General features: G+C 71.5%; 24 protein-coding genes. 14 read left to right on the forward strand and 10 right to left on the reverse strand.

Features of this window, described 5'->3' with window-relative positions; all coding sequences use genetic code 11:
• Positions 1-36: 36 nt before the first annotated feature.
• Positions 37-507 (forward strand): large conductance mechanosensitive channel protein MscL, encoded by a 471-nt coding sequence (gene mscL / locus ACH4U7_RS13760; RefSeq protein WP_398528151.1) that lies wholly within the window; start codon positions 37-39, stop codon positions 505-507.
• Positions 508-526: 19 nt separating this feature from the next.
• Here the strand turns inward: mscL and ACH4U7_RS13765 are convergent, their stop codons facing one another.
• Together ACH4U7_RS13765 and ACH4U7_RS13770 are read right to left on the reverse strand one after the other, a co-directional pair.
• Positions 527-724, reverse strand: coding sequence for a hypothetical protein (locus tag ACH4U7_RS13765; protein WP_398528152.1), 198 nt, complete (start codon positions 722-724; stop codon positions 527-529).
• A gap of 21 nt (positions 725-745) precedes the next feature.
• Positions 746-1,276, reverse strand: a complete 531-nt coding sequence (locus ACH4U7_RS13770; protein ID WP_398528153.1) for an AMP-binding protein — start codon at positions 1,274-1,276, stop codon at positions 746-748.
• Positions 1,277-1,430: 154 nt separating this feature from the next.
• On the opposite strand from ACH4U7_RS13770, the gene ACH4U7_RS13775 reads away from it, so the two are divergent.
• Positions 1,431-2,651 carry a P1 family peptidase gene (locus tag ACH4U7_RS13775; protein ID WP_398528154.1) on the forward strand — a complete coding sequence of 407 codons (1,221 nt, stop codon included), beginning with the start codon at positions 1,431-1,433 and terminating at the stop codon, positions 2,649-2,651.
• A 57-nt stretch (positions 2,652-2,708) separates the two neighbouring features.
• Positions 2,709-3,770 carry a pyridine nucleotide-disulfide oxidoreductase gene (locus ACH4U7_RS13780; RefSeq protein WP_398528155.1) on the forward strand — a complete coding sequence of 354 codons (1,062 nt, stop codon included), beginning with the start codon at positions 2,709-2,711 and terminating at the stop codon, positions 3,768-3,770.
• 100 nt (positions 3,771-3,870) lie between these two features.
• On the opposite strand, the gene ACH4U7_RS13785 is transcribed toward ACH4U7_RS13780, so the two are convergent.
• From ACH4U7_RS13785 to ACH4U7_RS13795, 3 genes are all read right to left on the reverse strand, one after another.
• Positions 3,871-6,027: a fructose-specific PTS transporter subunit EIIC gene (locus ACH4U7_RS13785; RefSeq protein ID WP_398528156.1), complete on the reverse strand. Its 2,157-nt coding sequence runs from the start codon at positions 6,025-6,027 to the stop codon at positions 3,871-3,873.
• Positions 6,028-6,120: 93 nt separating this feature from the next.
• A complete protein-coding gene (gene pfkB, locus ACH4U7_RS13790; RefSeq protein WP_398528157.1) occupies positions 6,121-7,065 on the reverse strand; it encodes a 1-phosphofructokinase in 945 nt (314 codons plus the stop codon).
• A complete protein-coding gene (locus tag ACH4U7_RS13795) occupies positions 7,062-7,823 on the reverse strand; it encodes a DeoR/GlpR family DNA-binding transcription regulator (RefSeq protein WP_014179044.1) in 762 nt (253 codons plus the stop codon). Before ACH4U7_RS13795 ends, pfkB begins: the two co-directional genes overlap by 4 nt.
• Before the next feature lie 267 nt (positions 7,824-8,090).
• Here ACH4U7_RS13795 and ACH4U7_RS13800 point away from each other — a divergent pair, with 267 nt between their 5' ends.
• A complete protein-coding gene (locus tag ACH4U7_RS13800) occupies positions 8,091-8,828 on the forward strand; it encodes a 3-oxoacyl-ACP reductase family protein (protein ID WP_385625081.1) in 738 nt (245 codons plus the stop codon).
• A gap of 145 nt (positions 8,829-8,973) precedes the next feature.
• Here the strand turns inward: ACH4U7_RS13800 and ACH4U7_RS13805 are convergent, their stop codons facing one another.
• Positions 8,974-9,975: an RNA polymerase sigma factor RpoD/SigA gene (locus tag ACH4U7_RS13805; protein ID WP_014179042.1), complete on the reverse strand. Its 1,002-nt coding sequence runs from the start codon at positions 9,973-9,975 to the stop codon at positions 8,974-8,976.
• Between the two features lie 444 nt (positions 9,976-10,419).
• On the opposite strand from ACH4U7_RS13805, the gene ACH4U7_RS13810 reads away from it, so the two are divergent.
• On the forward strand, positions 10,420-10,851 hold the full coding sequence (locus ACH4U7_RS13810) for a hypothetical protein (protein ID WP_398528158.1): 432 nt from the start codon (positions 10,420-10,422) through the stop codon (positions 10,849-10,851).
• Positions 10,852-10,963: 112 nt separating this feature from the next.
• Positions 10,964-12,139, forward strand: coding sequence for a questin oxidase family protein (locus tag ACH4U7_RS13815; RefSeq protein WP_398528159.1), 1,176 nt, complete (start codon positions 10,964-10,966; stop codon positions 12,137-12,139).
• A 42-nt stretch (positions 12,140-12,181) separates the two neighbouring features.
• Here ACH4U7_RS13815 and ACH4U7_RS13820 read toward each other — a convergent pair whose 3' ends face one another.
• Positions 12,182-12,985, reverse strand: coding sequence for a dioxygenase (locus ACH4U7_RS13820; protein WP_398528160.1), 804 nt, complete (start codon positions 12,983-12,985; stop codon positions 12,182-12,184).
• Positions 12,986-13,096: 111 nt separating this feature from the next.
• Here ACH4U7_RS13820 and ACH4U7_RS13825 point away from each other — a divergent pair, with 111 nt between their 5' ends.
• Positions 13,097-13,597 (forward strand): MarR family winged helix-turn-helix transcriptional regulator, encoded by a 501-nt coding sequence (locus tag ACH4U7_RS13825; RefSeq protein WP_398528161.1) that lies wholly within the window; start codon positions 13,097-13,099, stop codon positions 13,595-13,597.
• A 140-nt stretch (positions 13,598-13,737) separates the two neighbouring features.
• Here the strand turns inward: ACH4U7_RS13825 and ACH4U7_RS13830 are convergent, their stop codons facing one another.
• Positions 13,738-15,246, reverse strand: a complete 1,509-nt coding sequence (locus ACH4U7_RS13830; protein WP_398528162.1) for an MFS transporter — start codon at positions 15,244-15,246, stop codon at positions 13,738-13,740.
• A 246-nt stretch (positions 15,247-15,492) separates the two neighbouring features.
• Complete coding sequence (locus ACH4U7_RS13835) at positions 15,493-16,146, reverse strand: TetR/AcrR family transcriptional regulator (RefSeq protein ID WP_398528163.1); 654 nt, start codon at positions 16,144-16,146, stop codon at positions 15,493-15,495.
• Between the two features lie 358 nt (positions 16,147-16,504).
• On the opposite strand from ACH4U7_RS13835, the gene ACH4U7_RS13840 reads away from it, so the two are divergent.
• A complete protein-coding gene (locus ACH4U7_RS13840; RefSeq protein WP_398528164.1) occupies positions 16,505-17,830 on the forward strand; it encodes a M6 family metalloprotease domain-containing protein in 1,326 nt (441 codons plus the stop codon).
• Here ACH4U7_RS13840 and ACH4U7_RS13845 read toward each other — a convergent pair.
• A complete protein-coding gene (locus ACH4U7_RS13845) occupies positions 17,796-18,551 on the reverse strand; it encodes a TetR family transcriptional regulator (RefSeq protein ID WP_398528165.1) in 756 nt (251 codons plus the stop codon). The genes ACH4U7_RS13840 and ACH4U7_RS13845 overlap by 35 nt on opposite strands.
• A 148-nt stretch (positions 18,552-18,699) precedes the next feature.
• Here ACH4U7_RS13845 and ACH4U7_RS13850 point away from each other — a divergent pair, with 148 nt between their 5' ends.
• The 6 genes from ACH4U7_RS13850 (at position 18,700) to ACH4U7_RS13875 (ending at position 23,821) form a co-directional block, all read left to right on the forward strand.
• The gene (locus ACH4U7_RS13850; protein ID WP_398528166.1) at positions 18,700-18,855 is read left to right on the forward strand and encodes a hypothetical protein; all 156 of its coding nucleotides are present in this window, start codon (positions 18,700-18,702) and stop codon (positions 18,853-18,855) included.
• 3 nt (positions 18,856-18,858) lie between these two features.
• Positions 18,859-19,161 carry a DUF4190 domain-containing protein gene (locus ACH4U7_RS13855; RefSeq protein ID WP_398528167.1) on the forward strand — a complete coding sequence of 101 codons (303 nt, stop codon included), beginning with the start codon at positions 18,859-18,861 and terminating at the stop codon, positions 19,159-19,161.
• A 119-nt stretch (positions 19,162-19,280) separates the two neighbouring features.
• Positions 19,281-20,423, forward strand: a complete 1,143-nt coding sequence (locus tag ACH4U7_RS13860; protein ID WP_398528168.1) for a Rieske 2Fe-2S domain-containing protein — start codon at positions 19,281-19,283, stop codon at positions 20,421-20,423.
• A 122-nt stretch (positions 20,424-20,545) separates the two neighbouring features.
• Positions 20,546-21,622 (forward strand): PDR/VanB family oxidoreductase, encoded by a 1,077-nt coding sequence (locus ACH4U7_RS13865; RefSeq protein ID WP_398528519.1) that lies wholly within the window; start codon positions 20,546-20,548, stop codon positions 21,620-21,622.
• Positions 21,623-21,794: 172 nt separating this feature from the next.
• Positions 21,795-22,829, forward strand: a complete 1,035-nt coding sequence (locus ACH4U7_RS13870) for an ABC transporter substrate-binding protein (RefSeq protein WP_398528169.1) — start codon at positions 21,795-21,797, stop codon at positions 22,827-22,829.
• Between the two features lie 35 nt (positions 22,830-22,864).
• On the forward strand, positions 22,865-23,821 hold the full coding sequence (locus tag ACH4U7_RS13875; protein ID WP_398528170.1) for a siderophore-interacting protein: 957 nt from the start codon (positions 22,865-22,867) through the stop codon (positions 23,819-23,821).
• Positions 23,822-23,958 lie beyond the last annotated feature (137 nt).

Consider the following 23,958-nt stretch of genomic DNA (forward strand, 5'->3'; position numbering starts at 1 on the left):
GCTCCAGAATCGGTGCGGCAAGAGAGAGGCAAAGGGTTGAGCGAGGAAAAGAAGAGCGTCATGGAGGGCTTCAAGGCTTTCCTGATGCGTGGCAACGTCATCGATCTGGCTGTCGCGGTCGTGGTCGGAGCCGCGTTCACGAGTGTCGTGAACTCCATAGTGAAGGGCCTGATCAATCCGGTCGTCGGCGCCTTCGGCACCAAGGACCTGGAGAAGTACCGCTCCTGCCTGGAGGCCCCCTGCGAGGCGAACGCCGCGGGCGAGGTCACCAAGGGCATCCCCATCCTCTGGGGGACCGTGCTGAGCGCCGTGCTCACCTTCCTGATCACGGCAGCGGTGGTGTACTTCCTGATGGTGCTGCCGATGTCGCGCTATCTGGCGCGGAAGGCCGCCAAGGAGCGGCAGGAAGAGGAGAAGCAGGCCGAGACGGAGAGCGCCGAGATCGCGCTGCTCCGCGAGATAAGGGACGAGCTGATCGCGCAGCGCGGCAGCCGATCGAGCACCTGAGCCCTCGGGGTTCCAGAGCTCAGAGGTGGTGGGGCGGCTTCTCGTCGAGGAAGCGGGCCAGGTCCGCGGCGCTGTCGGTGCCATCGCCGGCGTCGCCGCCGGGCGACCGCTCACCCCAGCCGCGGTCCGTGTCGTCCGAGGACTGCTGCGCCAGCGGATCGTCGAAGATCAGCGCGGCTGCCGGGTCGCGCGGTCCGGGGTCAGGGGCGGTGCTCATGCGTCAAGAGTACGGCCGGTCTCACGGCGCGTCGGCGAGGGCGGCGGCCAGCTGCTCGTGCCACCACAGGTCCCGGCCGGGCGTCCAGGACACGGGGCGGGCCAGGCGGTGGACGACCAGGACCTTGGGGATCCGCGTGCTGCCCGCCAGCGCCCGGTCGATCAGCGGCTTGAGCGACTGCGGCTCCCCGCACCGCCAGTCGCCGTCCGCGGTGATCAGCACCTTCGCGTCCATCCCCGCCAGCCGGTCGCGCAGCTCATGGGCGCGCAGCCCGACGGGGAGGGTGGAGCGTACGGCGTCGAGGCGGCCGCAGGCGAGCGTGGCGATCACGGACTCGGGGATCAGCGGCAGATGCACCGCCACCCGGTCCCCCGCGCCTACGCCGAGCCGGGTCAGGGCCGCCGCCGCCCGACCCGCCTGGTCCAGCAGTTCGGCGTGCGTCAGCTCTTCCTCGCAGTCCGGCTCACTGATCCAGCGGAGGGCCACCCGGGGTATCTGCCGCGCGGCGGCGGCCAGGGTCGGGGGCTCCTCCGTCCGAGACGTACTGGGCACGTTGGTCTTCCTTCGGACGCGGGCGAACGGCATATCGCACAGCCTGCCGTCGGCCAATCAACGTCTGATGAACGTCCTGTTGATGAGGGCCCCGTCCAAAGGCTCCCGTGCCCGCGGGCCCTTCGCCACGGCTTCCGTGCTACGCATAGCGCCCATGGATACCGACCGGACAACACCCCGACCCGCCCGCCCCGGCCAGGTCGACGCCCTGACAGATGTACCCGGACTGCGCATCGGCCATGCGCAGCGGACCGACGGCGGATGGCTCACCGGCACAACCGTCGTACTGGCCCCCGAAGGAGGTGCGATCGCCGCGGTCGACGTCCGGGGCGGCGGCCCCGGCACCCGCGAGACCGACGCCCTCGATCCGCGCAATCTCGTCCAGCGCGTCGATGCCGTCGTGCTGACCGGCGGCAGCGCGTTCGGGCTGGACGCCGCCTCCGGAGTGGCCGCCTGGCTGGAGGAGCGGGGCCGCGGCTTCCGGGTCGGACCCGACCCGGCCCAGGTGGTGCCGGTCGTACCGGCCGCCGCCCTCTTCGACCTCGGGCGCGGGGGCGACTGGCGGGCCCGGCCGGGCGCCGCGCTGGGGCGCGAGGCCATCGACGCCGCAGCCGGTACGGACATGGGCGCGCCGGTCACGCAGGGCAGTGTGGGGGCCGGCACGGGCGCGGTGGCGGGAGGAGTCAAGGGAGGCATCGGATCGGCGAGCGTGGTCCTGCCGTCCGGGATCACCGTGGCCGCCCTTGCGGCGGTCAACGCGGCGGGCTCGGTGGTCGATCCGCTGACGGGTGCGCTGTACGGGGAGTGGTTCGGCGAGCCGTACGAGCCGTACGGGCCAGCTGAGTTGGCGCGGGACGGCGGCCGGGCGCGGCGCCCCGGCGAGGCAGAACACGCCAGGGCGCAGCGTCGACTGGCCGCCGCGCGGGCCGAGTCGGAGCGGCGCTCGGCGGCCTCCGTACGGCCCCCGCTGAACACCACGTTGGCGGTGGTTGCCACGGACGCGGTGCTCACCCGCGCCCAGGCGCACAAGCTCGCCGGCACGGCGCATGACGGCCTGGCGCGCGCGGTGCGGCCGGTGCATCTGCTGTCCGACGGCGACACGGTCTTCGCCTTGGCGACGGGCGACCGCCCGCTCGTGCCCGAGGGCGCCGACGGCGGGCAGGACCCGGCGTTCGGGGTGCATATGGAGGCCGGGGCGCTGAACGACGTGTTGACCGCAGGGGCGGATGTACTGACGCGGGCGGTGGTCAAAGGGGTACTGGCGGCCGAGGGGGTGGACGGGCCGGGGGGCGTGTTCCCCTCGTACCGCGACCTGTACGGCCCCGGACAGACCGGACCGGAGGACGAGACGGAGGACGGGGTCGGAGCCCCGTAGAGGGACCCGTAGGGAGAGCCCCGCGGAGACGGGGCGAGGGGAGTTGAGGGGAGCCCGATGACGGACACCACCGCGGCGGACACCACCGCCATGGATACCTCCGCTGTGAATACCACCGCTGTGGAGGCCGACTTGATCGTCGTCGGCGGTGGCCCGGCCGGCTGCGCCGCCGTGGTGATGGCCGCGGGCCTCGGTATGCGGTCCGTGCTCGTCGATCCGGGTGAGGCGCTGTGCCGGACGCTGGAGCGCATCCCGGTGGTCGGCAATGTGCTGGGCTTCTCCACCGGCCCGGCTCTGGCGGCGGCGATCACGGCCGATGTCGCCCGCAGCGGCCTGTGCCGGGTGGAGCTCGGTCGGCGCGCCGTGCGGATCGGTGCCTATGAGGACCGGGTGGAGGTCACCACCGTGCCCACGGAGGCGTCCGGTTCCGGTCTGCTGCTGACCGCGCCGTACGCCGTGGTCGCCACCGGTGTCGGGCCGCTGCGGCCGGAGGACGTGGGGTGGATCGACGGTCGCGAGGGGTTGGCGCTGCCTCCGCTGTGGGAGGCGGACCCAGCCGCGCTCACCGGCCGTACCGCGCTGGTCCTCGGCGCCGACCGGCCGCTCGGCACATTGCTGCGGGCCCATCCGGGCCTGGAGAGCCGGTTCGTCGTGGCCTGTCCGCCGGGTGACGCGTACAAGGCCGAGGAGATCGCCCAGGACCCGCGGGTCGAACTGGTGCCGGTGCGCCATCTGACCCTCGTACCGCCCTCGCCCGGGGATCCCCCCGTGCCCGAGGCACCACTCACGGCCGAGGCGCCACTCACAGCCGAGATGCCGCTTACGGCCGAGGTGTTGACCGTGGACGGCAACCGGCGGACCCTGACCTGCGACCGGGGGTTCCGGAACCTCGGCAGCGGCCCGACGCCGCCCGGCGGGGACCTCTCCGCCGACGCCTCGGGCTACTGTCCGCCCTCCCGTCAGCACCCGAGGGTCTTCACCGCGGGCGATCTGCGCTCCGCCCGCTTCCAGCGGATCGCGACCGCCATGGGGTCGGGCAGCGAGGCGGCGCTCGGCGCCTACTACGCATCGCGCGACCTGCCGACGGAGGTGACGGATGATGTATCGCCTCGCGCATGACTCGGCGGTGAGACGGAGGGGGTCCGTCTCACCGCCGAGGGGAGCACGCCGCGGATGGCGGCGGTGGATGTGGCAGTGGTTGTGGCGGAGGCCGACCAGGTCAGACCGTGACGGGCACCTTGGTCTCGCCGCCGGCACCGGCCCCGGTGGCGGGCTCACCGTCGGCGGCCGGGGTGGCCGTCTCGGGCCCGGTGGTCTTGCGCATCCCCTTGAGGACGATGACCAGACCGGCCGAGACCGCCGTGCCCGCCGCGATGGCCAGCAGGTACAGGAACGGCTGGCCGATCAGCGGGACCACGAAGATGCCGCCGTGCGGGGCGCGCAGCGTGCAGTCGAAGAGCATCGACAGCGCGCCGGTGACCGCGCCGCCCACCATCGAGGAGGGGATCACCCGCAGCGGGTCCGCCGCCGCGAAGGGGATCGCGCCCTCGCTGATGAAGGAGGCTCCCAGCACCCAGGCCGCCTTGCCGTTCTCCCGCTCGGTCTTGGTGAACAGCTGCCCGCGGACGGTGGTGGCCAGGGCCATGGCCAGCGGCGGGACCATACCGGCCGCCATCACCGCGGCCATGATCTTGAGGCTGCCGGTGCTCGGGTCCGACACCCCGATACCGGCGGTCGCGAAGGCGTACGCGACCTTGTTGACCGGGCCGCCCAGATCGAAGCACATCATCAGGCCCAGGATGACGCCGAGGATGATGGCGTTCGTGCCGGAGAGGCCGTTGAGCCAGTCGGTCATGCCCTTCTGCGCGGAGGCGATGGGCTTGCCGATCACCACGAACATCAGGAATCCGACGATTGCCGAGGAGATCAGCGGTATCACCACGACCGGCATGATGCCCCGCAGCGACGCCGGGACCTTGAACCGCTGGATGCCCATGACGACCGCGCCCGCGATCAGACCCGCGACCAGGCCGCCGAGGAAGCCCGCCTTGATGGTGGTCGCGATGTAACCGCCGACGAAGCCGGGCACCAGGCCGGGCCTGTCGGCCATGCCGTAGGCGATATAGCCCGCCAGGACCGGCACCAGGAAGGTGAACGCGGCCCCGCCGATCTGGAAGAGCAGCGCCGCCCAGCTGTCCTTCTCGGCCCACACGAAGTGGTCGGCGACGGACTTGGCGCTCGCGATCTCGTAACCGCCGATCGCGAAGGCCAGCGCGATCAGCAGACCGCCCGCGGCCACGAACGGGACCATGTAGCTGACGCCCGTCATCAGCCACTTGCGCAGCCGGGTGCCGAAGCGGTCGCCGGACTCGCCGGCCCGGTCCATCGGCGCCGAGCGGTCGGCGCCCGCGGAGGCGGCGACCGGTGCGCTGATCTCGCCGCGCGCGGCCTTCTCGCGCACCTCGGCGATCAGCTCCGCCGGGCGGTTGATGCCCGCCTTCACCCCGACATCCACGGTCGGCTTCCCGGCGAACCGCTCCTTGTCCCGCACCTCCACGTCATGCGCGAAGATCACCGCGTCGGCGGCGGCGATGGTCGCGGGGGCGAGTCTGTCGAACCCGGCCGAGCCCTGGGTCTCGACCACCAGCTCGATCCCGGCGTCCTGAGCCGCTCTCTCCAGCGACTCGGCTGCCATATAGGTGTGGGCGATGCCGGTGGGGCAGGAGGTGACGGCCACGATCCGGAAAGGCTCGGAAGCCGCAGCCGCCGCGGGCTCGGACCCGGCACCGGAAGCGGCCACACCCGACGCGACAGCCGACGCGACAGCCGACGCGACAGCCGGCTGGCCGCCCGACGTGGCGGTGGCCTGGTCGCTGGAGGCGTCGGCCGCCGGGGTCTTGGTGCTCGCCTCGGCGTCGGCCGCCGACGGCTCCGGCTGGTCGCCACGGATCAGGGCGGCTGCCTGTCGCGGGTCCTCGGCCGCGCGCAGGGCACCGGTGAACTCGGCGTTCATCAGCTGGCGCGCCAGGCTGGACAGGATGGTCAGGTGATCGCTGTCCGCGCCCGCGGGGGCGGCGATCAGGAAGATCAGGTCGGCCGGCCCGTCCGGGGCGCCGAAGTCGATGCGCGCGGCGCTCCGCCCGAAGGCCAGGGTCGGCTCGGTGACATGCTCACTGCGGCAGTGCGGTATGCCGATGCCGCCGTCCAGGCCGGTCGGCATCTGCGCCTCACGGGCTGCCACGTCGGCGAGGAAGCCGTCGAGGTCCGTGACGCGGCCGGCCGCGACCATGCGTTCGGCGAGCGACCGGGCAGCCGCTTCCTTGGTATCGGCGGACAGGTCCAGGTCGACCAGGTCCGCGGTGATCAGCTCACTCATCTCGCGGCTCCCTTGCGTGCGGTACCGCCCCGGGGAAGGTGGGCGGCAGAGTGGGGACTGGGGGTGGGAGGGGGTGGGACGGGGTCGGGCTGGTCACGCGGGCTCCGTGAGTGCGCGGTCCAGCGGGACGTCCGCGGTCGTGGTGACGGCGGACGGGTCCAGATCGGCCGGGGTGGGCATGACGCTGCCCGGCAGTTGTACGGCGGCCGCGCCGTGGGCCACGGCCGAGGCCAGGGCGGCCGGCCCGAGGCCGCCCGCCGCGAGGAATCCGGCGAGGGAAGCGTCGCCCGCACCGACATTACTGCGGACGGCGGCGACCTGAGCCACGCCGAAGTAGGTGCCCGTCTCGTCGACGAGCAGTTGGCCGTCCGCGCCCAGGCTGGCCAGGACGGCGCGCGCGCCGAGAGCGCGCAGCTCCTCGGCCGCCTTGACCGCGTCGCCGACGGTGGCCAGCGGGCGGCCCACGGCCTGGGCCAGCTCCTCGGCGTTCGGCTTGACGACGTCGGGGCGCTCGCGCAGGGCCGCCGTGAGCGAGGGGCCGGAGGTGTCCAGGGCGATCCGGGCGCCCGCGCGGTGGGCCCGCGCCACGAGCTCGGCGTACCACTCGGGGGCGAGCCCGCGGGGCAGGCTGCCGCAGCAGGCGATCCAGTCGGCGTCGGCGGACTGCGTCCGTACGGCCTCCAGCAGTGCCTCCGCCTCGGCGGCGGTCAGCTCGGGCCCGGCCGCGTTGATCTTGGTGAGGGTGCCGTCGGGCTCGGCCACGGAGATATTGACCCGGGTCGAGCCCTGCACGGGGACACCTGCGGCCTCGATCCCCAGCCCGCCGAGCAGCCGCGCCAGCAGCGCGCCCTCCGGCCCGCCCAGCGGCAGCACGGCGACCGTGCGGTGCCCGGCCGCGGCCACGGCCCGCGAGACATTGACGCCCTTGCCGCCGGGGTCGACCCGGTCGGCGGCGGCGCGCAGTACGGCGCCGCGCTCCAGCGCCGGAATCTCGTAGGTACGGTCCAGGCTGGGATTGGGGGTGACGGTGAGGATCATACGCGTGCTACTTCCGTGCCCTGCCGCTCGATGGCGAGGGCGTCCTGCGGGCTGAGCCCGGTGTCCGTGATGAGCAGATCGACGTGGCCGAGGTCGCCGAACCTGGCGAAGTGCTCCTGGCCGAACTTGGACGAGTCGGCGAGGAGGACGACCCGGCGGGCGGCGGCGACCATGGCGCGCTTGACGGCGGCCTCCGCGAGATCGGGGGTGGTCAGGCCGCCCTCGAGCGAGAAGCCGTTGGTGGCGAGAAAGACGACATCGGCCTTGATCTCGCCGTAGCCGCGCAGCGCCCATGCGTCCACCGCGGCGCGCGTGCGGTGGCGGACCCGGCCACCGACCAGGTGGAGGGCGATACCGGGGTGGTCGGCGAGCCGGGCGGCGATCGGCAGCGCGTGGGTGACGACCGTGAGGTCGGACTCCAGTGGGACCGCGGCGGCGAGCCGGGCCGAAGTCGAGCCCGCGTCGATGATCACGCTGCCGTCGGCGGGCAGTTCGGCGACGGCGGCGCGGGCGATGCGGTCCTTCTCGTCGGCGGCGGTGCTCTCGCGCTCGGCGAGGTCGGGTTCGAAGTCGAGACGGCCGGCCGGGATGGCGCCCCCGTGCACGCGGCGGACCAGGCCCGCCCTGTCGAGCGCCCGCAGGTCGCGCCGCACCGTCTCGGCAGTGACCTGGAACTCCTCGGCGAGGGACAGCACATCCACCCGGCCGCTCTCGCGGGCCAGCCGGAGGATCTCCTGCTGCCGCTCCGGTGCGTACATGTGGGTTTACGTCCTTTCCATGCCCGAACCTGTGATTTCGCGGCCAGATTACGTCCCTAAAGCCGGGAAGTAAACAGACTCGGGCAGGAAACAATCCCGTACGGACACCCTCGGACCGAAGCCGGACGCGATCGGGCATATGTGGCGCGCCAGCGCGACGTCCGAATGCCGCCGGAATCCCCGCTCCCGCTCCACGAGGATCGAGCCATGTCCTCCAGGACGGCTCAATCCACAACAAAGCAACTGAAGACAGGACGAGGAACACACATGGCACTCGACGGCAAGGCGGCACTGGTCACAGGCGGCAGCCGGGGCATCGGCGAAGCGGTGGCGCTCCGGCTCGCCGAAGACGGCGCCGACGTCGCGCTGACGTACCAGAACAACGAGGAGCGGGCGGCGGCCGTCGTCGACCGGATCAAGGCCCTGGGCCGCCGGGCCTTGGCCGTCCAGGCCGACAGCGCGGACCCGCGCGCGGTGCGCGAGGCCGTGGCCGCGGCCGCCGCGGAGTTCGGGCGGCTCGACATCCTGGTCAACAACGCGGGCGCCGGCGTGCTCGGCCCGTTCGGCGATCTGACGCTGGAGGACGTGGACCGCGTCCTCGCCGTCAATGTCCGCGCACCCTTCCTCGCGGCTCAGGCCGCCGCCCACCATCTGACCGACGGCGGGCGCATCATCAACATCGGCAGCTGCATGGCCGAGCGCGTCGCCTTCCCCGGCGGCTCGCTGTACGCGATGAGCAAGACGGCCCTCACCGGCCTGACCAAGGCGCTGACCCGCGAGCTCGGCCCGCGCGGCATCAACGTCAACCTCATCCACCCCGGCCCCATCGACACCGATATGAACCCCGCCGACGGGGAGAGCGCCGCCATGCAGAGCGGCTTCACCGCGCTCGGCCGCTACGGACAGCCGTCGGAGATCGCCGCGACCGTCTCCCACCTCGCCGGGGACGACGGCCGGTACATCACCGGGGCGTCGATCGCCGTGGACGGCGGCTTCGCCGTCTGAGCAGCCCAGGGTTGAGCCCCGGCGCCTGGGGGGGGGGAAGAGGCGCCGGGGCTCGGCCATGGGCGGCCACTGCGGACAGAGACCGGAGAGACGGACAGAGACCCAGAGATAGGGAAACGGGGAAAGGGATACGGGGGACGGTGGCTCAGGCCGCTTCGTCGAAGCCGGTCTGGCGCGCCATCTTCTTCAGCTCCAGCAGCGCGTGCTTCTCGATCTGGCGGATCCGCTCGCGCGTGAGGCCATGCTGCTTGCCGACCTCGGTGAGCGTGCGCTCCCGCCCGTCGTCGATGCCGTACCGGGCCTTGATGATGGAGGCCGTGCGGTCGTCGAGCCGGCCGATCAGATCCTCCAGCTCCTCGCTGCGCAGCAGTGTCATCACCGACTGCTCGGGCGAGACGGCCGAGGTGTCCTCCAGCAGATCGCCGAACTGGGTCTCGCCCTCGTCGTCCACAGACATGTTCAGACTGACGGGGTCGCGGGCCCAGTCGAGCACATCCGAGACCCGCTCGGTCGTGGAGCCCAGCTCCGCCGCGATCTCCGAGTGCTCCGGCTCACGGCCGTGCTCACGGTTGAACTCGCGCTGCACCCGCCGGATCCGGCCAAGCTCTTCGACCAGATGCACGGGCAGCCGGATGGTGCGGGACTGATCGGCGATCGAGCGCGTGATGGCCTGGCGGATCCACCACGTGGCATACGTCGAGAACTTGAAGCCCTTCGTGTAGTCGAACTTCTCCACCGCGCGGACCAGGCCCGCGTTTCCCTCCTGGATCAGGTCGAGAAGCGGCAGCCCGCTGCGCGGGTACCGGCGCGCGACGGCCACGACCAGGCGCAGGTTGGAACGGATGAAGACGTCCTTGGCGCGGGCGCCCTCGGCGGCTATCGCCTCCAGCTCCCCACGGCTCGCACCGGCCGCCGGGGCGTCCTCGATCTCACCGTCCAGGATCTGCTGGGCATAGACACCCGCTTCGATTGCCTGAGACAGCTCGACCTCCTTGGCCGCGTCGAGCAGCGGGGTGCGAGCGATCTCGTCGAGATACATGCCGACCAGGTCGCGATCGGCGATCTCCCCGCCTGTGGCGCGAACACTGTTGGCCCCATCAGCGCCACTGCTGGTGGCCTGATTGCGGGCGACGGCACGGGTTGCCATGCGTGCTCCCTTACAGATGGATCGGGCGCGGACTATGGACGGTGTTCCTGCCGGGTGCCCCGTCCGATGGAAACAACGACTGGAATCCGGACAGAATTCCCATGGCGCGCACACGTTTTCGCGATCATGCAGTACCCTGTCCCGACACACGGGGTCGATTTGCCCTCATAACACCCGGAAGTGCAGGTCAGGACGGGTGTCAGCCACGGCCATCACCCCCGTTTCCGACCGTTCACCGTCGGGCTGCGGCGCCCGCGATTGCTCTCACCTCCGAAGACGTCCGCGGCCGGATTCTGGTTGCGCGACCACTCCACCACGCAACACCTGGGCAACACCTACGCCGCGTCGACGCCCGCACCGGGCACCCGACCGAGTTGCCCGGCCCGTCACCCGGGTGTGCGCTGGAGGGAGACAGGTCAGGGCGTCGAGGAAGGAGAGCCCGCCATGAACGCTCCCACCGCCGCTCCGGCGCGCCACCGCCACCACCCGCACCTCCGCGTCCCCCACCCCCACGCCCAGGTCCGGCTGCATCCCTCCGCGTCCTGGGTGGTCCCGCTCGTCCTGGGCATCTTCGTCGGCGGGTACGCGATCTTCATCGACCACAATGAGGGGACCCCCATCCTCCCGGCCGGCCTGCTCGGCCTGGCGGCGGCCGTGGTCGTCGGGGCGCTGTGCTATCTGGTCGGCCGGGTCCAGTCCGCCCTGATGCCGGAGCTGAGGTCGGCCGCGTACGGGGCGCTCTTCGGCTGCGCCTTCGGCTTCCTGTACAGCCTGAGCGAGCACTCCGTGTTCCGCTCCTCCATGATGGGCCTCGGCGGCGGGCTCGCGATGTACGCCGTGTCCTTCTATATCTTCCGCACCCACCCGGCCGACTGAGAACGGCTGTCAGGCCGGTGGACCGGGGCCGCGCGGCGTAGGTCCGCGGACCCCACTCCCGTACATCGCCGGACCGTTACGAGGCCCGGCGCCCCTGCCTAGCGTGGCGTGCATGGACGACACGAGCGGCACACTCGACGAAGCACTGGACCGGCTGCACACCACGGGCCCCGAGCGCGGCGGCTGGCTGACCAACCACGCCCCGATGGCCGTCGAGGCCCTGGTCCGGCATGGACAGGGCCCGTCGGTGCACCGTTGGCTCGACCTCTACGCCAACAAGCTCGAGGACATGCCGACCCCGTACGCCACCGTCACCGCGGACAACTGGTCCGAGGCGCTCGGCGACCCGCGCCGGATCGCCGACTGGACCGCGTACTTCACCCGCGAGCTCGCCGACCGCCCCTGGCGCCAGGTCCTCGCCGAGTGGTGGCCGCGGCTGCTGCCCGGGATCGCCGGCGGGGCGACGCACCCGGTCATCCGCGTCGGCCACGCGGTACGCACCCTCCTCGGCGAGACGCACTCCGCCACTGTCCTCCAAAGCGCCCACTCCCCCGCCACCGTCCTCCCGAGCGCCCACTCCCCCGCCGACGAGTTCGCGACCGGCCCACGGGCCCATGAGCTGGCCCACGCCCTCGGCTACTGGGCCGCCCGCCACGCCCCGCTGCCCCCGCTCGACCGGCTGCCGGGGCCCGCCCCGCGCACCGCCGCCGAGGCGATGGCCGCCGTACCGCGCGTCGCGGACCAGAGCGGCGGCATCCGCGACCGGCTGGCGCAGATCACGACGTTCCCGGTGTGGCCCGGCCCCGCCTCCGGAGCGCTCGACCCCGCCTCCGGAGCGCTCGGCCCGGATCAGGCGCGCGAGCTGCTGACCGAGCTTGTACGGGCCGCCGCCCACCGCTACGCCACCCACGCCCACGGATCGCCGATCATGCTGGTCCACGCCGTGACCGCGCCCAACGCCGTGCTGCGCACCCTCCCCGCGCTCCCCCGCGAGCTGTGGGCGACCAGCCTGGACGCGGCGTGGGCGGCGAACGCCGCGGTGCTGGCCGCGTACGCGCCGCCCACCGGCCTTCCGCACGGCGAGCTGCCGTCCGTACCGGCCGGGGCCACGCCCGCCGAGCGGGCCGAGGAGATCTTCACGCGCGCCGCCGCGCACGGCGACGAGCACGCGATCAAGCTGACCGACACCGTGCTCGATGTCATGGCGACGGCCGGCGGGGGCGGGGGCGACGACCTCGCTGTGGCGGCGGCCCTGCGCGCATGCGCGCTCATCGAGCCGATCGCATGACCCCACGCGCGACCCCACGCGCGAACGCGCAACCTCGCGACCTCAGCCGAACTGCACCGACCGCTTGGCCAGCCCCATCCAGAAGCCGTCGATGACACTGCGCTGGTCGCCGAGGTCGGACTCCGCGGCGCCCAGGGTGACGAACAGCGGCGCGAAGTGCTCGGTGCGCGGGTGGGCCAGGCGGCCCGCCGGGGACTTGCGCTCGAAGTCCAGCAGCGCGTCGACGTCCTGGGCGTCCAGCGCCCGCTGCCCCCAGTCGTCGAACTCCGTCGACCAGCCGGGCGGCGTCGGGCCCGCGTTCCGCAACGCGGCCAGGTTGTGGGTGAAGAAGCCGCTGCCGACGATCAGCACGCCCTCGTCCCGCAGCGGGGCGAGCTTGCGGCCGATGGCCATCAGCTCGCTCGGGTCGAGGGTCGGCATCGACACCTGCAGGACGGGGATGTCGGCGTCCGGGTACATCTCGACGAGCGGGACGTAGGCGCCGTGGTCCAGGCCCCGGTCCGGTATGTCCTGGACGGGCGTGCCCGCCGTACGCAGCGTCTTGCGCACGCGCTCGGCGAGTTCGGGCGCGCCGGGGGCGTCGTACCGCACCCGGTAGTAGTGCTCGGGGAAGCCCCAGAAGTCGTACACCAGCGGCACGGCCTGGGTGGCCCCGAGGGCCAGCGGGGCCTCTTCCCAGTGGGCGGAGACCATCAGGATCGCCGTGGGCCGGGGCAGCCCCGCCGACCAGGCGGCGAGCTGACCGGGCCAGACCGGGTCGTCGGCGAGCGGCGGAGCACCGTGGCTGAGGTAGAGGGCAGGCATGCGCCCACCCGATACGGACGAGGACGGCGTGGCGGCGGACATGGCGGCTCCCGTAGCCATAACTTGAAGTCTCAAGAAAACTTTTCGGGACCACTGTAGCGTCCAGTAGTTTAAACTTCAAGAAATAGCTCTTACAATAAGATCGTGGAAGCGATGACGACCCCCGCAGACGCCGAAGAACCCCGCTGGCTGACCGACGATGAACAGCACGCCTGGCAGTCCTACCTCCAGGCGAACATGCTGCTCGAAGACCATCTCGACCGTCAGCTGCAGCGCGACGCGGGCTTGCCGCATGTGTACTACGGCCTGCTGGTGAAGCTCTCCTGGGCGCCTCGCCACCGGCTGCGGATGACCGAACTGGCCGCGGCCGCGAAGATCACCCGGTCCCGCCTCTCGCACGCCATCACCCGTCTGGAGAAGAACGGCTGGGTACGGCGCGAGGACTGCACCTCCGACAAGCGCGGGCAGAACGCCGTGCTGACGGACGAGGGGTTCGAGGTGCTGAAGAAGGCCGCGCCCGGCCATGTCGAGGCCGTGCGCGCGGCCATATTCGACCGGCTCACACCGGAGCAGATCGGCCAGTTCGGCGACATCTGCCGCATCATCGCCGACGGTCTTCAGCCGGAGGGCGCCGACCTCCCCTGGCTGCGCTGAACCCGGCCACTGAACCCGGCCAGAACCCGGCTGCGCTGACCTGAGCGCCGAAACGGGCGCCAGAACAGCGGAAAGCCCCGCTCCTCCCGAAGGAGCGGGGCTTTCCACGTCGCACAAGCGACGGCCGTGCCGTGCGCGTATCAGTGCGCCATGACCGGGATCGCGTCCTCGGCCGCGCCCTCGCCGGAGCCGCTGGCAGCGGAGCTGCCGTCCTGCCGCCCGGCGTTGACGAAGGTCACGGCGATCGCCGCGGCGACCACCAGGATGCCGACCGCCCACCAGATGGCGGTGGTGTAGCCGTGCACCTGGGACTGCAGCTGCAGCAGCTCGGGCGACTTGGCCGTGGCCGCGTGCGCCTTGCCGTACTTCTCCCCCGCGCTGGTGGCGATGGTGTTGAGAAGCGCGGTGCCGATCGCGCCGCCGACCTGCTGCGAGGTGTTGACCATCGCGGAGGCGACACCCGCGTCACGCGGCTGGATGCCGAACGTGGACAGGCTCATCGCCGGCATGAACGCCGTACCCATACCGAGGCCCAGCAGCAGGAACGCGGGCAGGATCAGGAGCGGGTACGAGGTGTCCAGGTCGATCTGGGTCAGCAGCAGCATGCCGACCGCGGCGACCAGGAAGCCCGGGCCCATCAGCATCCGGGCCGGGACCCGAGTCATCAGCCGGGTGCCGATCTGCGTGGACCCGGTGATCATGCCGACGATCATCGGCAGGAAGGACAGACCGCTCTTGACCGGGCTGTACCCCTTCACCATCTGCATGTAGTAGGTGAGGAACAGGAACAGACCGAACATGCCGATGACGGCCAGACCCAGCGCCATGTAGACACCGCCGCGGTTGCGGTTGGTGACGACGCGTAGCGGCAGCAGCGGCGCCTTGACCCGGGACTCGACGACCGCGAAGGCGGCCAGCAGCACGACGGCCGCGACGAACAGGCCCAGGGTGATGCCGGCGGTCCAGCCGTCGCTCTCGGCGCGGGTGAAGGCGTAGACCAGCGAGACCAGGCCCAGCGTGGCCAGCAGAACGCCGGGGATGTCGAGCTTGGCGGGGTTACGGCTCTCGGCGGGCTCGCGGATCACGGCGATCGCGCCGACCGCGGCGACGATGGCGAACGGGATGTTGACGAAGAACGTCCAGCGCCAGTTCATGTACTCGGTCAGCACACCGCCGAGGATCAGACCGACGGCACCGCCACCACCCGCGATGGCACCGAAGATGCCGAACGCCTTGGCGCGCTCCTTGGCGTCGGTGAACGTCACCGCCAGCAGCGAGAGCGCCGACGGGGCGAGCAGCGCGCCGAAGATGCCCTGCAGCGCACGGGCGCCCATCAGCATGGGCGAGTTGAGCGCGGCGCCGCCCAGCGCCGAGGCGGCCGCGAAGCCGATCAGGCCGACGATGAAGGTCTGCTTACGACCCCACAGGTCGGCGAGGCGTCCGCCGAAGAGCAGCAGACCGCCGAAGGCCAGCGCATAGGCCGTGATGACCCACTGCTTGTTGCCGTCGGAGATGTCCAGGGCGTCCTGGGCGGAGGGCAGCGCAATGTTCACGATGGTCGCGTCGAGCACGACCATCAGCTGGGCGAGGGCGATGAATATCAGCGCTTTCCAGCGCCGGGGATCGACGAACTGTGCCGTTTCAGGCATGGGTGGGCCTACCTAGCGGTGCGGAGAGTGGAAAACGGGACGCTTGATGGACTAAAGGACGTACGTAAGGAAGTACTAGCGCAACGGACTGACACAACAACGACGTAGCGGCGCACCGGAAGGTGACAACGCGCGGCGGCGCTACGGGTGGTTTCTGCCTAGGGGCCGTTACTGACGACGAAAAGACTGACTGGCGAGCGAACGGGAATTAATCGGTCCAGGTCACCGGACGACGCGTGATGTGCGTCACGGGCGACGCTTGAGATCCTCCAAAGTGGCGGCGGAGCCGGACAGTACGGAGCGCCCCGGGGCAGCCAGTCCGTCCAGGAACAGCTGTAGGTGCCGGTGCACAAAGATGTCGAAGTTCACACAGGCGCCGCCGGGCAGCGGCCTGGTGAGCTGAGTCAGGGCGACCATCAGATCACCGGCGTCGATGTCGGCGCGCAGCTGGCCGGAGTCACGCCCGGCGGCCATCAGGGCGTTGATGGCGCCGTCCAGGCGCGTATGCGCGGCAATGTGGTCAGGGTGCTCCTTGTCGATGCCGTCGGAGAGCAGCGGGCACAGTGCGCCGACGCGCTCGTCGGCCGCCGCGTGCACAAAGCGACGCAGCGCCGCGAAGGCGTCGGGCTCCTCCGCCAGGGCGACTTCGGCCTGGTCGGCGATGCGCTCCATCACCGAGACGGTGACATGACGCACCAGCTCGCCGCGGTCCGCGAAGTGCCGATAAAGGGTGGCATTGCCGACCCCTGCCCGTCGAGCGATTTCATCGAGCGAGATCTCCGCCCCGTGCTCGACGAGCACCTCGCGGGCCGCCGCGACGATCCGCTCCCTGTTGCGCAGGGCGTCGGCGCGCAGCCTGGGCCGCGCGGGCTGCTGGGTGGTGACGGCAACGGCTCCCACGACGGCACTCCTTCCGGCACGAAGATTCGGCGTTCAACATTTCCGGGGACTCGCTCCCCGTTTCGTACATCCGGTTGAACGGGGAGACCGTCCCCGGAAATTTCGCGAGCGGAGGTGACCTGCCTCACACCTGTCCGGCGGCCAAGCCGCCCGGACGGAGCAGCCTTTTCCCCCGCCCGGCCGCACCCCACGGGCGCCCGGACGGACGCGGCCACACGGTGGACTCGCCATGAAGCACTCACGCGAGACGCCCCGGAAGCACTCGGGCGAGACAACCGGCAAGCGCTCGGGCGAAACGCCCCGCCGTCGAGCGCGTGGCCGAGCTCGCCATCGAGCGCGCCACCGGATACCCCAGCGTATGCGCCACCGCGCGCGCCACCGAATACGCAGGCCCCGCCGGGGCAGCGCCTTCGCCGTGGCCGCCCTGGTCACGCTGGCCGCGGCGGCCACCCCGGCGGCGGTCCCCAGCCCGCCCTCCGCCCCCGCCCGCCCCGTACGCGCCCCGGCGCTGTCGGCCAATCCGGCGTACGGCGCCGCCCTCGCGCCCTGCGCGCTGGCCCCCGTCAAGAGGCTGCAGATGACCGAGGGACTGCCGACCGGGCACGGCTACGTCCGCAGCACCGGGACGGTCAAGGCCCTCACCCTCATGATCGACTTCCCGGACGTCAAGGGCCAGGGCACCGCCCGCAAGCGCTACGCGGAGTTCTTCCCGCAGACCTCGCGGTGGTTCAAGCGCAGCTCGTACGGCCGGCTGAAGTACCGGCCCGCGACCCCGATCAACCACTGGCTGCGGATGCCCCACACCTTCCGCAGCTACGGCATCAAGCGCGGCAGCCCCTTCGAACCGGGCTACCGCAAGCTGGTCGCGGACATCGCCAAGGCCGCCGACCCGCATGTCGACTTCGGCCGCTACGACCTGGTCAACGTCCTGGTCACGCCCAACGCCGGACCGCCCGCCGCACGCGCCGTGCTGTCCGTCACCTACGCCGACAACCAGCGCGCGCCCGTCGCCGACGGCGTGCCCCTGGCCAATGTCTCCTTCGTCTACAGCCGCCAGGACGACGGCTCCGGCACCCTCGCGAAGACCGGCTACCGCGTGCTCCCGCACGAGAACGGCCATGTCTTCGGGCTCCCCGACCTCTACACCAGGCACGGCGGGGACAGCGCGGGCCACTGGGACGTGATGTCCGAGGACTGGGGCGTCGGAAACGACCTGCTGGCCTGGCACAAGTGGAAGCTCGGCTGGCTCGGCACGGGGCAGGTCGAGTGCATCGCCCGCCCCGGCATCACACGGCGCACCCTGAGCCCGCTCGGCCGGCGGGGCGGAACCAAGCTGATCTTCGTCCCGGTCTCGAAGTACGCCGGGTACGCCGTGGAGGCCCGCACCAACAAGGGCAACGACGAAGCGGTCTGCAAGGCCGGCGTCCTGGTCTCCTGGGTGGACACCCGCATCGACTCAGGCCAGGGACCGATCACCGTCGTGGACAGCACCCCGGGCAGCGGCGGCTGTACGGACGAGCACAATGTGCACCCTGGGCTGAGCGACGCGGCCTTCGCCCCCGGCAAGACCTTCACCGGCGGCGCGCAGGGCACCGGCGTCCGGGTCCGGGTCACCGGGCGCGACGCCCGGGGCGACTACCGCGTGGAGATCACCCGGTACGCCAGTGGCGGCGGCCAAGGCTGATCAGCAGCAGCTGCCTGCGAGCGGTGGCCGCCACCCGCCGTACGGCCTCGGGGTCGCCGGCCCCTTCGCCGGGCTGTGCCGGCTGAGCCTCGGGCTGATCGCCTGGCCGAGCTCCGGGATCGCCGGGCTGGGCCCCGGACGGCTCACCGGACGGCTCACCGGACTGATCACCGGACGGCTCACCGGGCTGGGCCTCCAGGAACGCTGTCGCGGTCATCACCATATGGTCCACATACAGCTCGGCCAGCATCCGGACGTCCTCCAGCGACCAGCCCTCCGCCGTGAGCTGCGGGGCGAACGCCTCGGCGACCTCGTCGGCGAAACGACTCAGCTCGGCGGCTATCGCCTCCCGTACGGGCCGTACACCGCCGTGGCGCTCGCGCGCGATGAAGCGGATATGCGCCGGATAGCCACGCACCAGCTCGGCGACGGCCTCGACGGTGGCGTCGATCAGCTGCTCGTCCCCGTCCCGCTCGGCGAGGATCACCCGGACCACCCCGTGCAGGCTGCCCAGGGACTCCTCCACGAGCGCCACGCCGAGGTCGCTCATATCGCGGAAGTGCCGGTAGAAGGCGGCCGGAGCCACACCCACCACGCGCGTCACCTCGCGCAGGCCCAGGCTGCTGAGGCTCTGGTCCTCCAGCAGCCGCAGCCCCGCGTCCAGGAGCGCCCGCCGGGTCTTCTGCTTCTGGGCCTGCCGGACCCCGAGGGTGTGACTCATGTCATTCAGTAAACAACCGTTCGCCGACTTTTTCCAGCGGTGTGCAGGGGTATCCTGAAGTCAGTGAACAGTTGTCATCTCAAGTGTTCACTGAAGCTGCACCCGCACGCCATCCGCACCTCAGATCCGGCTCCCGAGAGAGGCACCCATGCTCTTCATCGTCGCGGCTCTCGCCCTGGTGGGGATCCTTCTGGGAGCGGCGGCCCACACCCCGCTCCCGATCTTCCTCACCGCGTCCGCCGCCATCGCCACCTGGCTGTTGATCTTCTTCATCCGCGAACGCGCCGGGCACAAGGAGAGCTGACCCATGGCACTGACCGCACCCACCACCAACACCCCGTCGGCCACCCCCTCGGCCGCCCCGTCGGCCGCGCGGCGCCGGGACGCCGACGGCATGGCCGTGGCCTCGTTCGTCCTCGGCCTGATCGGACTGCTGCTCTTCAACGCCGTCTTCGGACCGTGCGCGATCGTCCTGGGCGCACTGGCGATCGCCCGGCAGACCCAGCGCCGCGGCCGGGCCCTGCTCGGCCTCGCCCTCGGGGTCGCCGATGTGGTCCTGCTGATCACCCTGGTGACGCTGGACAACTCGGTCTTCTGGCAGTTCGGCTGACCCTCCGTAAGCCCCGAAGGCCCCGCAGGCCCTGTCGCCCCCCTGTCTCCGCCCAACGGCCCTTCCACCCAGCGGAAGGGCCGTTGCCCGTACGTGACGCACGTCACCACGCTGATGCCATGACCGCATTCGCACGGAATCAGTGGTACGTCGCCGCCTACGGACGCGAGATCGGCCGCGAACTGCTCGGCCGCACCATCCTCGGCGAGCCCATCGCCTTCTACCGCAGCGAGTCCGACGGGGCGGTCGTCGCCCTCCATGACCGCTGCGTCCACCGCCGCTATCCGCTGTCGGCCAGTCGGCTCGACGGCGACCGCGTCGTCTGCGGCTACCACGGCTTCACCTACGACACCACCGGCACCTGCGTCTTCGTCCCCGGCCAGAAGCGCATCCCGCGCACCGCCCGGGTCGCCTCGTACCCGGTCGTGGAGCAGGACTCCCTGGTGTGGGTGTGGATCGGCGACCCCAAGTCGGCCGACCCCACCGCCGTACCGCGCGCGCCGTGGCTGGCCGACCCGCGCTGGACGACCGTCGGCGGCATGGAGCCGATCGACGCGGACTACGGGCTGCTCGTGGACAACCTGATGGACCTGTCCCACGAGACGTATCTGCACGGCGGCTACATCGGCACCCCCGAGGTCGCCGAGACCCCCATCACCACCACCGTCGACGAGGGCGCGGGGGTGGTGCGGGTGAGCCGGCACATGGACGACGCTGAGTGTCCGCCCTTCTACGCCCGCTCCACCGGCATCGAGGGCCGCATCACCCGCTGGCAGGACATCGAATACCACGCCCCCTGTCTGTATCTGCTGCACAGCCGCATCGCCCCGGTCGGCGTGCTGCCCGGGCCGGACGGCGACGACTCCAACGCCTTCCATGTCGAGATCACGTACGCGATCACACCGTCCACGGAGCACTCCGTGTACGACTTCTGGGCCGTCTCACGGGACTTCGCGCAGGACGACGAGGACGTCACCACGTTCCTCCACGACTTCAACCGCACCGTGGTCATGCAGGACGTCGACGCGCTGAACCTGCTGCAGCGGGCCCTGGACACCGAGCCCGAGGACTATCAGGAGCTCAGCATCAACATCGACACCGGCGGCCTCGCCGCGCGCCGTATCCTCGCCCGCCTCGCCGCCGAGGGCGCGGGCGAGGGCGAGCGCCCGGTCGCCGCCCTGGACGCCACCCAGCCTGCCTCTCCCAGCACACCCGGCGCACCCGGCGCACCCGCCGCATCCGCCTCGGTGACCGGGCGATGAGCGGCCCGCCCACCGCCGAGGTCTACCGGATCGACTGGCTGCCGGGCACCGACCTTCTGCACGGCGTCTGCCACTGCGGCGCCGAGCGCTCGGCGGAGGACCCGGTGGAGCTGTGGAAGTGGATGCTGGCCCACCCCACGGGCCACGACGGCCTCACCACCGTCCCCTCGCGGCCATCGGCAGGCCCGGAGGGCGAGTTCACCGACACCCTCGTCGTCACCGGCAGAGCCGACGCCGCGACCGACGTCGTCATCCTCACCCTTCGCCACCCCACCGGCCGCGAACTGCCCGCCTGGCAGCCCGGCGCGCATATCGACCTCCTCCTCGGCGAGTCCCTGACCCGTCAGTACTCGCTGTGCGGCGATCCCGCCGACCGCGCCCGCTGGCAGATCGCGGTGCAGCGCGCCCCCGACGGACGCGGCGGATCCGCGTACGTCCACGAAGCCCTCACCGAGGGCGCCGCCGTCCAAGTGCGCGGCCCGCGTAACCGCTTCGCGCTGCGCCCCGCCGCCCGCTACCTCTTTATCGCAGGCGGCATCGGGATCACGCCGCTGGTCCCGATGACGGCCGCGGCCGAGGCGGCGGGTGCCGACTGGACGCTGCTGTACGGAGGGCGGACCCGCGCCTCGATGGCCTTCGCCGGCCAACTCGCCGACCGCTACGGGCCGAAGGTACGGCTCGTTCCGCAGGACGAGTCGGGCCTGCTCGACCTCGCGTCCTTCCTCGCCGCGCCCACCCCGGAAGCCCCGAACACCCCGAACAACCCGGACACCCCGCACACCCTCGTCTACTGCTGTGGCCCCGAGCCGCTGCTGCGGGCGGCCGAGGAGCGCTGCCGCGCCTGGCCCTCCGGCTCGTTGCGCACCGAGCGCTTCCAGCCCCGTACGGAAATCGCGGGCCCCGAGACAGCGGACGGCCCCCAAGCCAAGGCCGGATCCTTCGAGTTGGTCCTCGCCCGCTCCGGGCTGACCCTGACCGTGCCGCCGGAGCGGAGCGTGCTGCGGACGGTCGAGGCGGCGGGGGTTTCGGTTCTGTACTCGTGCGGGGAAGGGACGTGCGGGACGTGTGAGACCGATGTCGTCGAGGGCGAGGTGGACCACCGGGATTCCGTACTCACCGACGAGGAGCGGGAGTTGGGCGAATCGATGATGATCTGCGTCTCGCGCTGCCGCGGCCGCCGCCTCGTCCTCGACCTCTGACGGACCCCTGACGGGCCTCTGCACGAATTTCCGACGTACCCCTGACGCGCCGCATGTGATGCGTACCGCCTCGGGCCCCTGCCCACTGGACATCAAGGTTGGTTAGGCTAACCTAACTATGACCTCGGGCGATGTCCGTGGCTGCCCCCGTACGCATCGAGAGAGGCGTCCCATGCCCCACCCCAGAGCCCTCCCCCTCTCCCGCCGCGGTCTGCTGGCCGCCGGCGGCCTCGCCGGACTCGGCGCCCTCGTCACCGCGTGCGGCAGCAAGGACGGCTCGGGGTCCTCGGGCAAGGAGGGCAAAAGCGGCGGCGGGTCCTGGTCGTTCACCGACGACCGCAAGACGAAGATCGACCTCGGCGGCCGCCCCGAGCGCATCGTCGCGTACATCGGCTCGGCGGCCGCGCTGTACGACTTCGGCATCGACGACCAGATCGTCGGCGTCTTCGGCCCGACCAAGCTGAAGAACGGCAAGCCGGACGTGCAGGCCGGGGACATCGACGTCGACAAGGTGACCATCCTCGGCAGCGCCTGGGGCCAGTTCAACGTCGAGAAGTACGCCTCGCTCAACCCGCAGCTGCTGATCACCAACATGTACGACCCGGGCGCCCTGTTCTACGTCCCGGACGACTCCAAGAACAAGATCCTCGCCCTGGCCCCCAGCGCCGCCCTCACCACCGGCCGGGTCTCCATGGTCGAGCCCATCAAGCGCTACGCCGAACTCGCCGCCGCCCTCGGCGCCGACCTCAACGCCAAGAAGGTCACCGACGCCAAGGCTCGCTTCGAGGCCGCCGCCGAGACGCTGCGCAAGACCGTCAAGTCGAAGAAGATCAAAGTCCTGGCCTGCTCCGCCAGTGCCGACCTCTTCTATGTCTCCAGCCCGTCGGTCAACGCCGATCTGATCTACTTCCGCGAGCTCGGCGTCGACTTCGTCGTCCCGCAGAAGACCGACAAGGGCGGCTACTTCGAGAGCCTGAGCTGGGAGAACGCCGACAAGTACGGTGCCGATCTGCTGTTCCTCGACAACCGCACCGCCACCTTGCAGCCCAAGGACCTGACCGCCAAGCCGACCTGGTCCAAGCTCCCCGCGGTCAAGGCCGGCCAGATCGTCCCCTGGAGCAGCGAGCCGCGCTTCTCGTACGCGGGCGCCGCACCGCATATCGAAGCCCTCACCAAGGCCATCCAGGACGCGCAGAAGGTCAGCTGACCAGGCAGGGCAAGCGAAGGGAAGAGACCGCTCCCATGACCACCGCCGCCACCCCCCACACCTCCACCGCATCAGTCGAGACCCCGTCCCCGTCCCCCGCCTCCGTCCCGTTCCGCTTCTTCGACGTACGGGTCGTCCGCACACAGGTCCTCGGACCGTCCATGGTGCGGATCACCTTCGGCGGCGACACCCTGAAGGACTTCGCCTCCGGCGGCCGTGACCAGCGCTTCAAGCTGTTCCTGCCGCACCCCCACCAGGACGCCCCCATCGTGCCGGTCGAGGCGGGCGAGGAGTGGTTCCCGGTGTGGCGGGCCATGGACCCCGCCGTACGGGCCGTCATGCGCTCGTACACCGTGCGCGAGCAGCGGCGCGAACCCGAAGAGGTCGACGTGGACTTCGCGCTGCACGGCGCCGACCCGACCGGCGCTGATGCGTCGGGCGGTCCGGCCGGCGGTCCGGCCTCCCGCTGGGCCGTGCGCGCCCGGCCCGGTGACCGCGCCATGCTCCTCGGCCCGGTCGCCCCCGACAACGGCGGCGTCGACTTCCGCCCGCCGCCCGGCACCGACTGGGTGCTCATCGCCGCCGACGAGACCGCGCTGCCCGCCGTCGCCGGAATCCTGGAGTGGCTGCCCGCCGGCATCGGGGCCAAGGTCTGGATCGAGGTGCAGCACGCCGAGGACCTGCAGCAACTGCCCACCGATGCGGACGCCGAGATCGTCTGGCTGGTCCGCGACGGCGCCGACCCCACCGCCCCGCGCTCGGCCCTCCTCCTGGACGGCGTACGCGACGCGGCGCTCCCCGAGGGCACCCCGTACGCCTGGATCGCGGGCGAGGCCGGTACGGTCCGCGCACTGCGCCGCCACCTCGTACGCGAGCGCGGCTACGACCGCAAGGCGGTCACCTTCACCGGCTACTGGCGGCTGGGCGCGACCGACGACCAGCTCGTCGAGGAGGCCGTGAGCGGCACCGGCCCAGCGTCGGACGACGACTGACCAGCGCAGAACCAGCGGCACACCAGCACCACAGCACCAGGCACCCCGCACCGCTCAACCACCCCCGCACCGCTCGTCACTCCCGCACGCCCGCACCCCCGTCCAGGGCACACCCATGCCGTGTCCAGGGCACACCC

The sequence above is a fragment of the Streptomyces sp. NPDC020845 genome (assembly GCF_044334165.1).
In the GTDB taxonomy this organism is placed as follows: domain Bacteria; phylum Actinomycetota; class Actinomycetes; order Streptomycetales; family Streptomycetaceae; genus Streptomyces.

Coding starts and splice junctions, on each gene's coding strand:
- ACH4U7_RS13765 (WP_398528152.1), bottom strand. CDS start 724: ATGAGCACCGCCCCTGACCCCGGACCGCGCGACCCGGCAGCCGCGCTG.
- ACH4U7_RS13775 (WP_398528154.1), top strand. CDS start 1,431: ATGGATACCGACCGGACAACACCCCGACCCGCCCGCCCCGGCCAGGTC.
- ACH4U7_RS13780 (WP_398528155.1), top strand. CDS start 2,709: ATGACGGACACCACCGCGGCGGACACCACCGCCATGGATACCTCCGCT.
- ACH4U7_RS13785 (WP_398528156.1), bottom strand. CDS start 6,027: ATGAGTGAGCTGATCACCGCGGACCTGGTCGACCTGGACCTGTCCGCC.
- pfkB (WP_398528157.1), bottom strand. CDS start 7,065: ATGATCCTCACCGTCACCCCCAATCCCAGCCTGGACCGTACCTACGAG.
- ACH4U7_RS13795 (WP_014179044.1), bottom strand. CDS start 7,823: ATGTACGCACCGGAGCGGCAGCAGGAGATCCTCCGGCTGGCCCGCGAG.
- ACH4U7_RS13800 (WP_385625081.1), top strand. CDS start 8,091: ATGGCACTCGACGGCAAGGCGGCACTGGTCACAGGCGGCAGCCGGGGC.
- ACH4U7_RS13805 (WP_014179042.1), bottom strand. CDS start 9,975: ATGGCAACCCGTGCCGTCGCCCGCAATCAGGCCACCAGCAGTGGCGCT.
- ACH4U7_RS13810 (WP_398528158.1), top strand. CDS start 10,420: ATGAACGCTCCCACCGCCGCTCCGGCGCGCCACCGCCACCACCCGCAC.
- ACH4U7_RS13815 (WP_398528159.1), top strand. CDS start 10,964: ATGGACGACACGAGCGGCACACTCGACGAAGCACTGGACCGGCTGCAC.
- ACH4U7_RS13820 (WP_398528160.1), bottom strand. CDS start 12,985: ATGTCCGCCGCCACGCCGTCCTCGTCCGTATCGGGTGGGCGCATGCCT.
- ACH4U7_RS13825 (WP_398528161.1), top strand. CDS start 13,097: ATGACGACCCCCGCAGACGCCGAAGAACCCCGCTGGCTGACCGACGAT.
- ACH4U7_RS13830 (WP_398528162.1), bottom strand. CDS start 15,246: ATGCCTGAAACGGCACAGTTCGTCGATCCCCGGCGCTGGAAAGCGCTG.
- ACH4U7_RS13840 (WP_398528164.1), top strand. CDS start 16,505: ATGCGCCACCGCGCGCGCCACCGAATACGCAGGCCCCGCCGGGGCAGC.
- ACH4U7_RS13845 (WP_398528165.1), bottom strand. CDS start 18,551: ATGAGTCACACCCTCGGGGTCCGGCAGGCCCAGAAGCAGAAGACCCGG.
- ACH4U7_RS13850 (WP_398528166.1), top strand. CDS start 18,700: ATGCTCTTCATCGTCGCGGCTCTCGCCCTGGTGGGGATCCTTCTGGGA.
- ACH4U7_RS13855 (WP_398528167.1), top strand. CDS start 18,859: ATGGCACTGACCGCACCCACCACCAACACCCCGTCGGCCACCCCCTCG.
- ACH4U7_RS13860 (WP_398528168.1), top strand. CDS start 19,281: ATGACCGCATTCGCACGGAATCAGTGGTACGTCGCCGCCTACGGACGC.
- ACH4U7_RS13865 (WP_398528519.1), top strand. CDS start 20,546: ATGCTGGCCCACCCCACGGGCCACGACGGCCTCACCACCGTCCCCTCG.
- ACH4U7_RS13870 (WP_398528169.1), top strand. CDS start 21,795: ATGCCCCACCCCAGAGCCCTCCCCCTCTCCCGCCGCGGTCTGCTGGCC.
- ACH4U7_RS13875 (WP_398528170.1), top strand. CDS start 22,865: ATGACCACCGCCGCCACCCCCCACACCTCCACCGCATCAGTCGAGACC.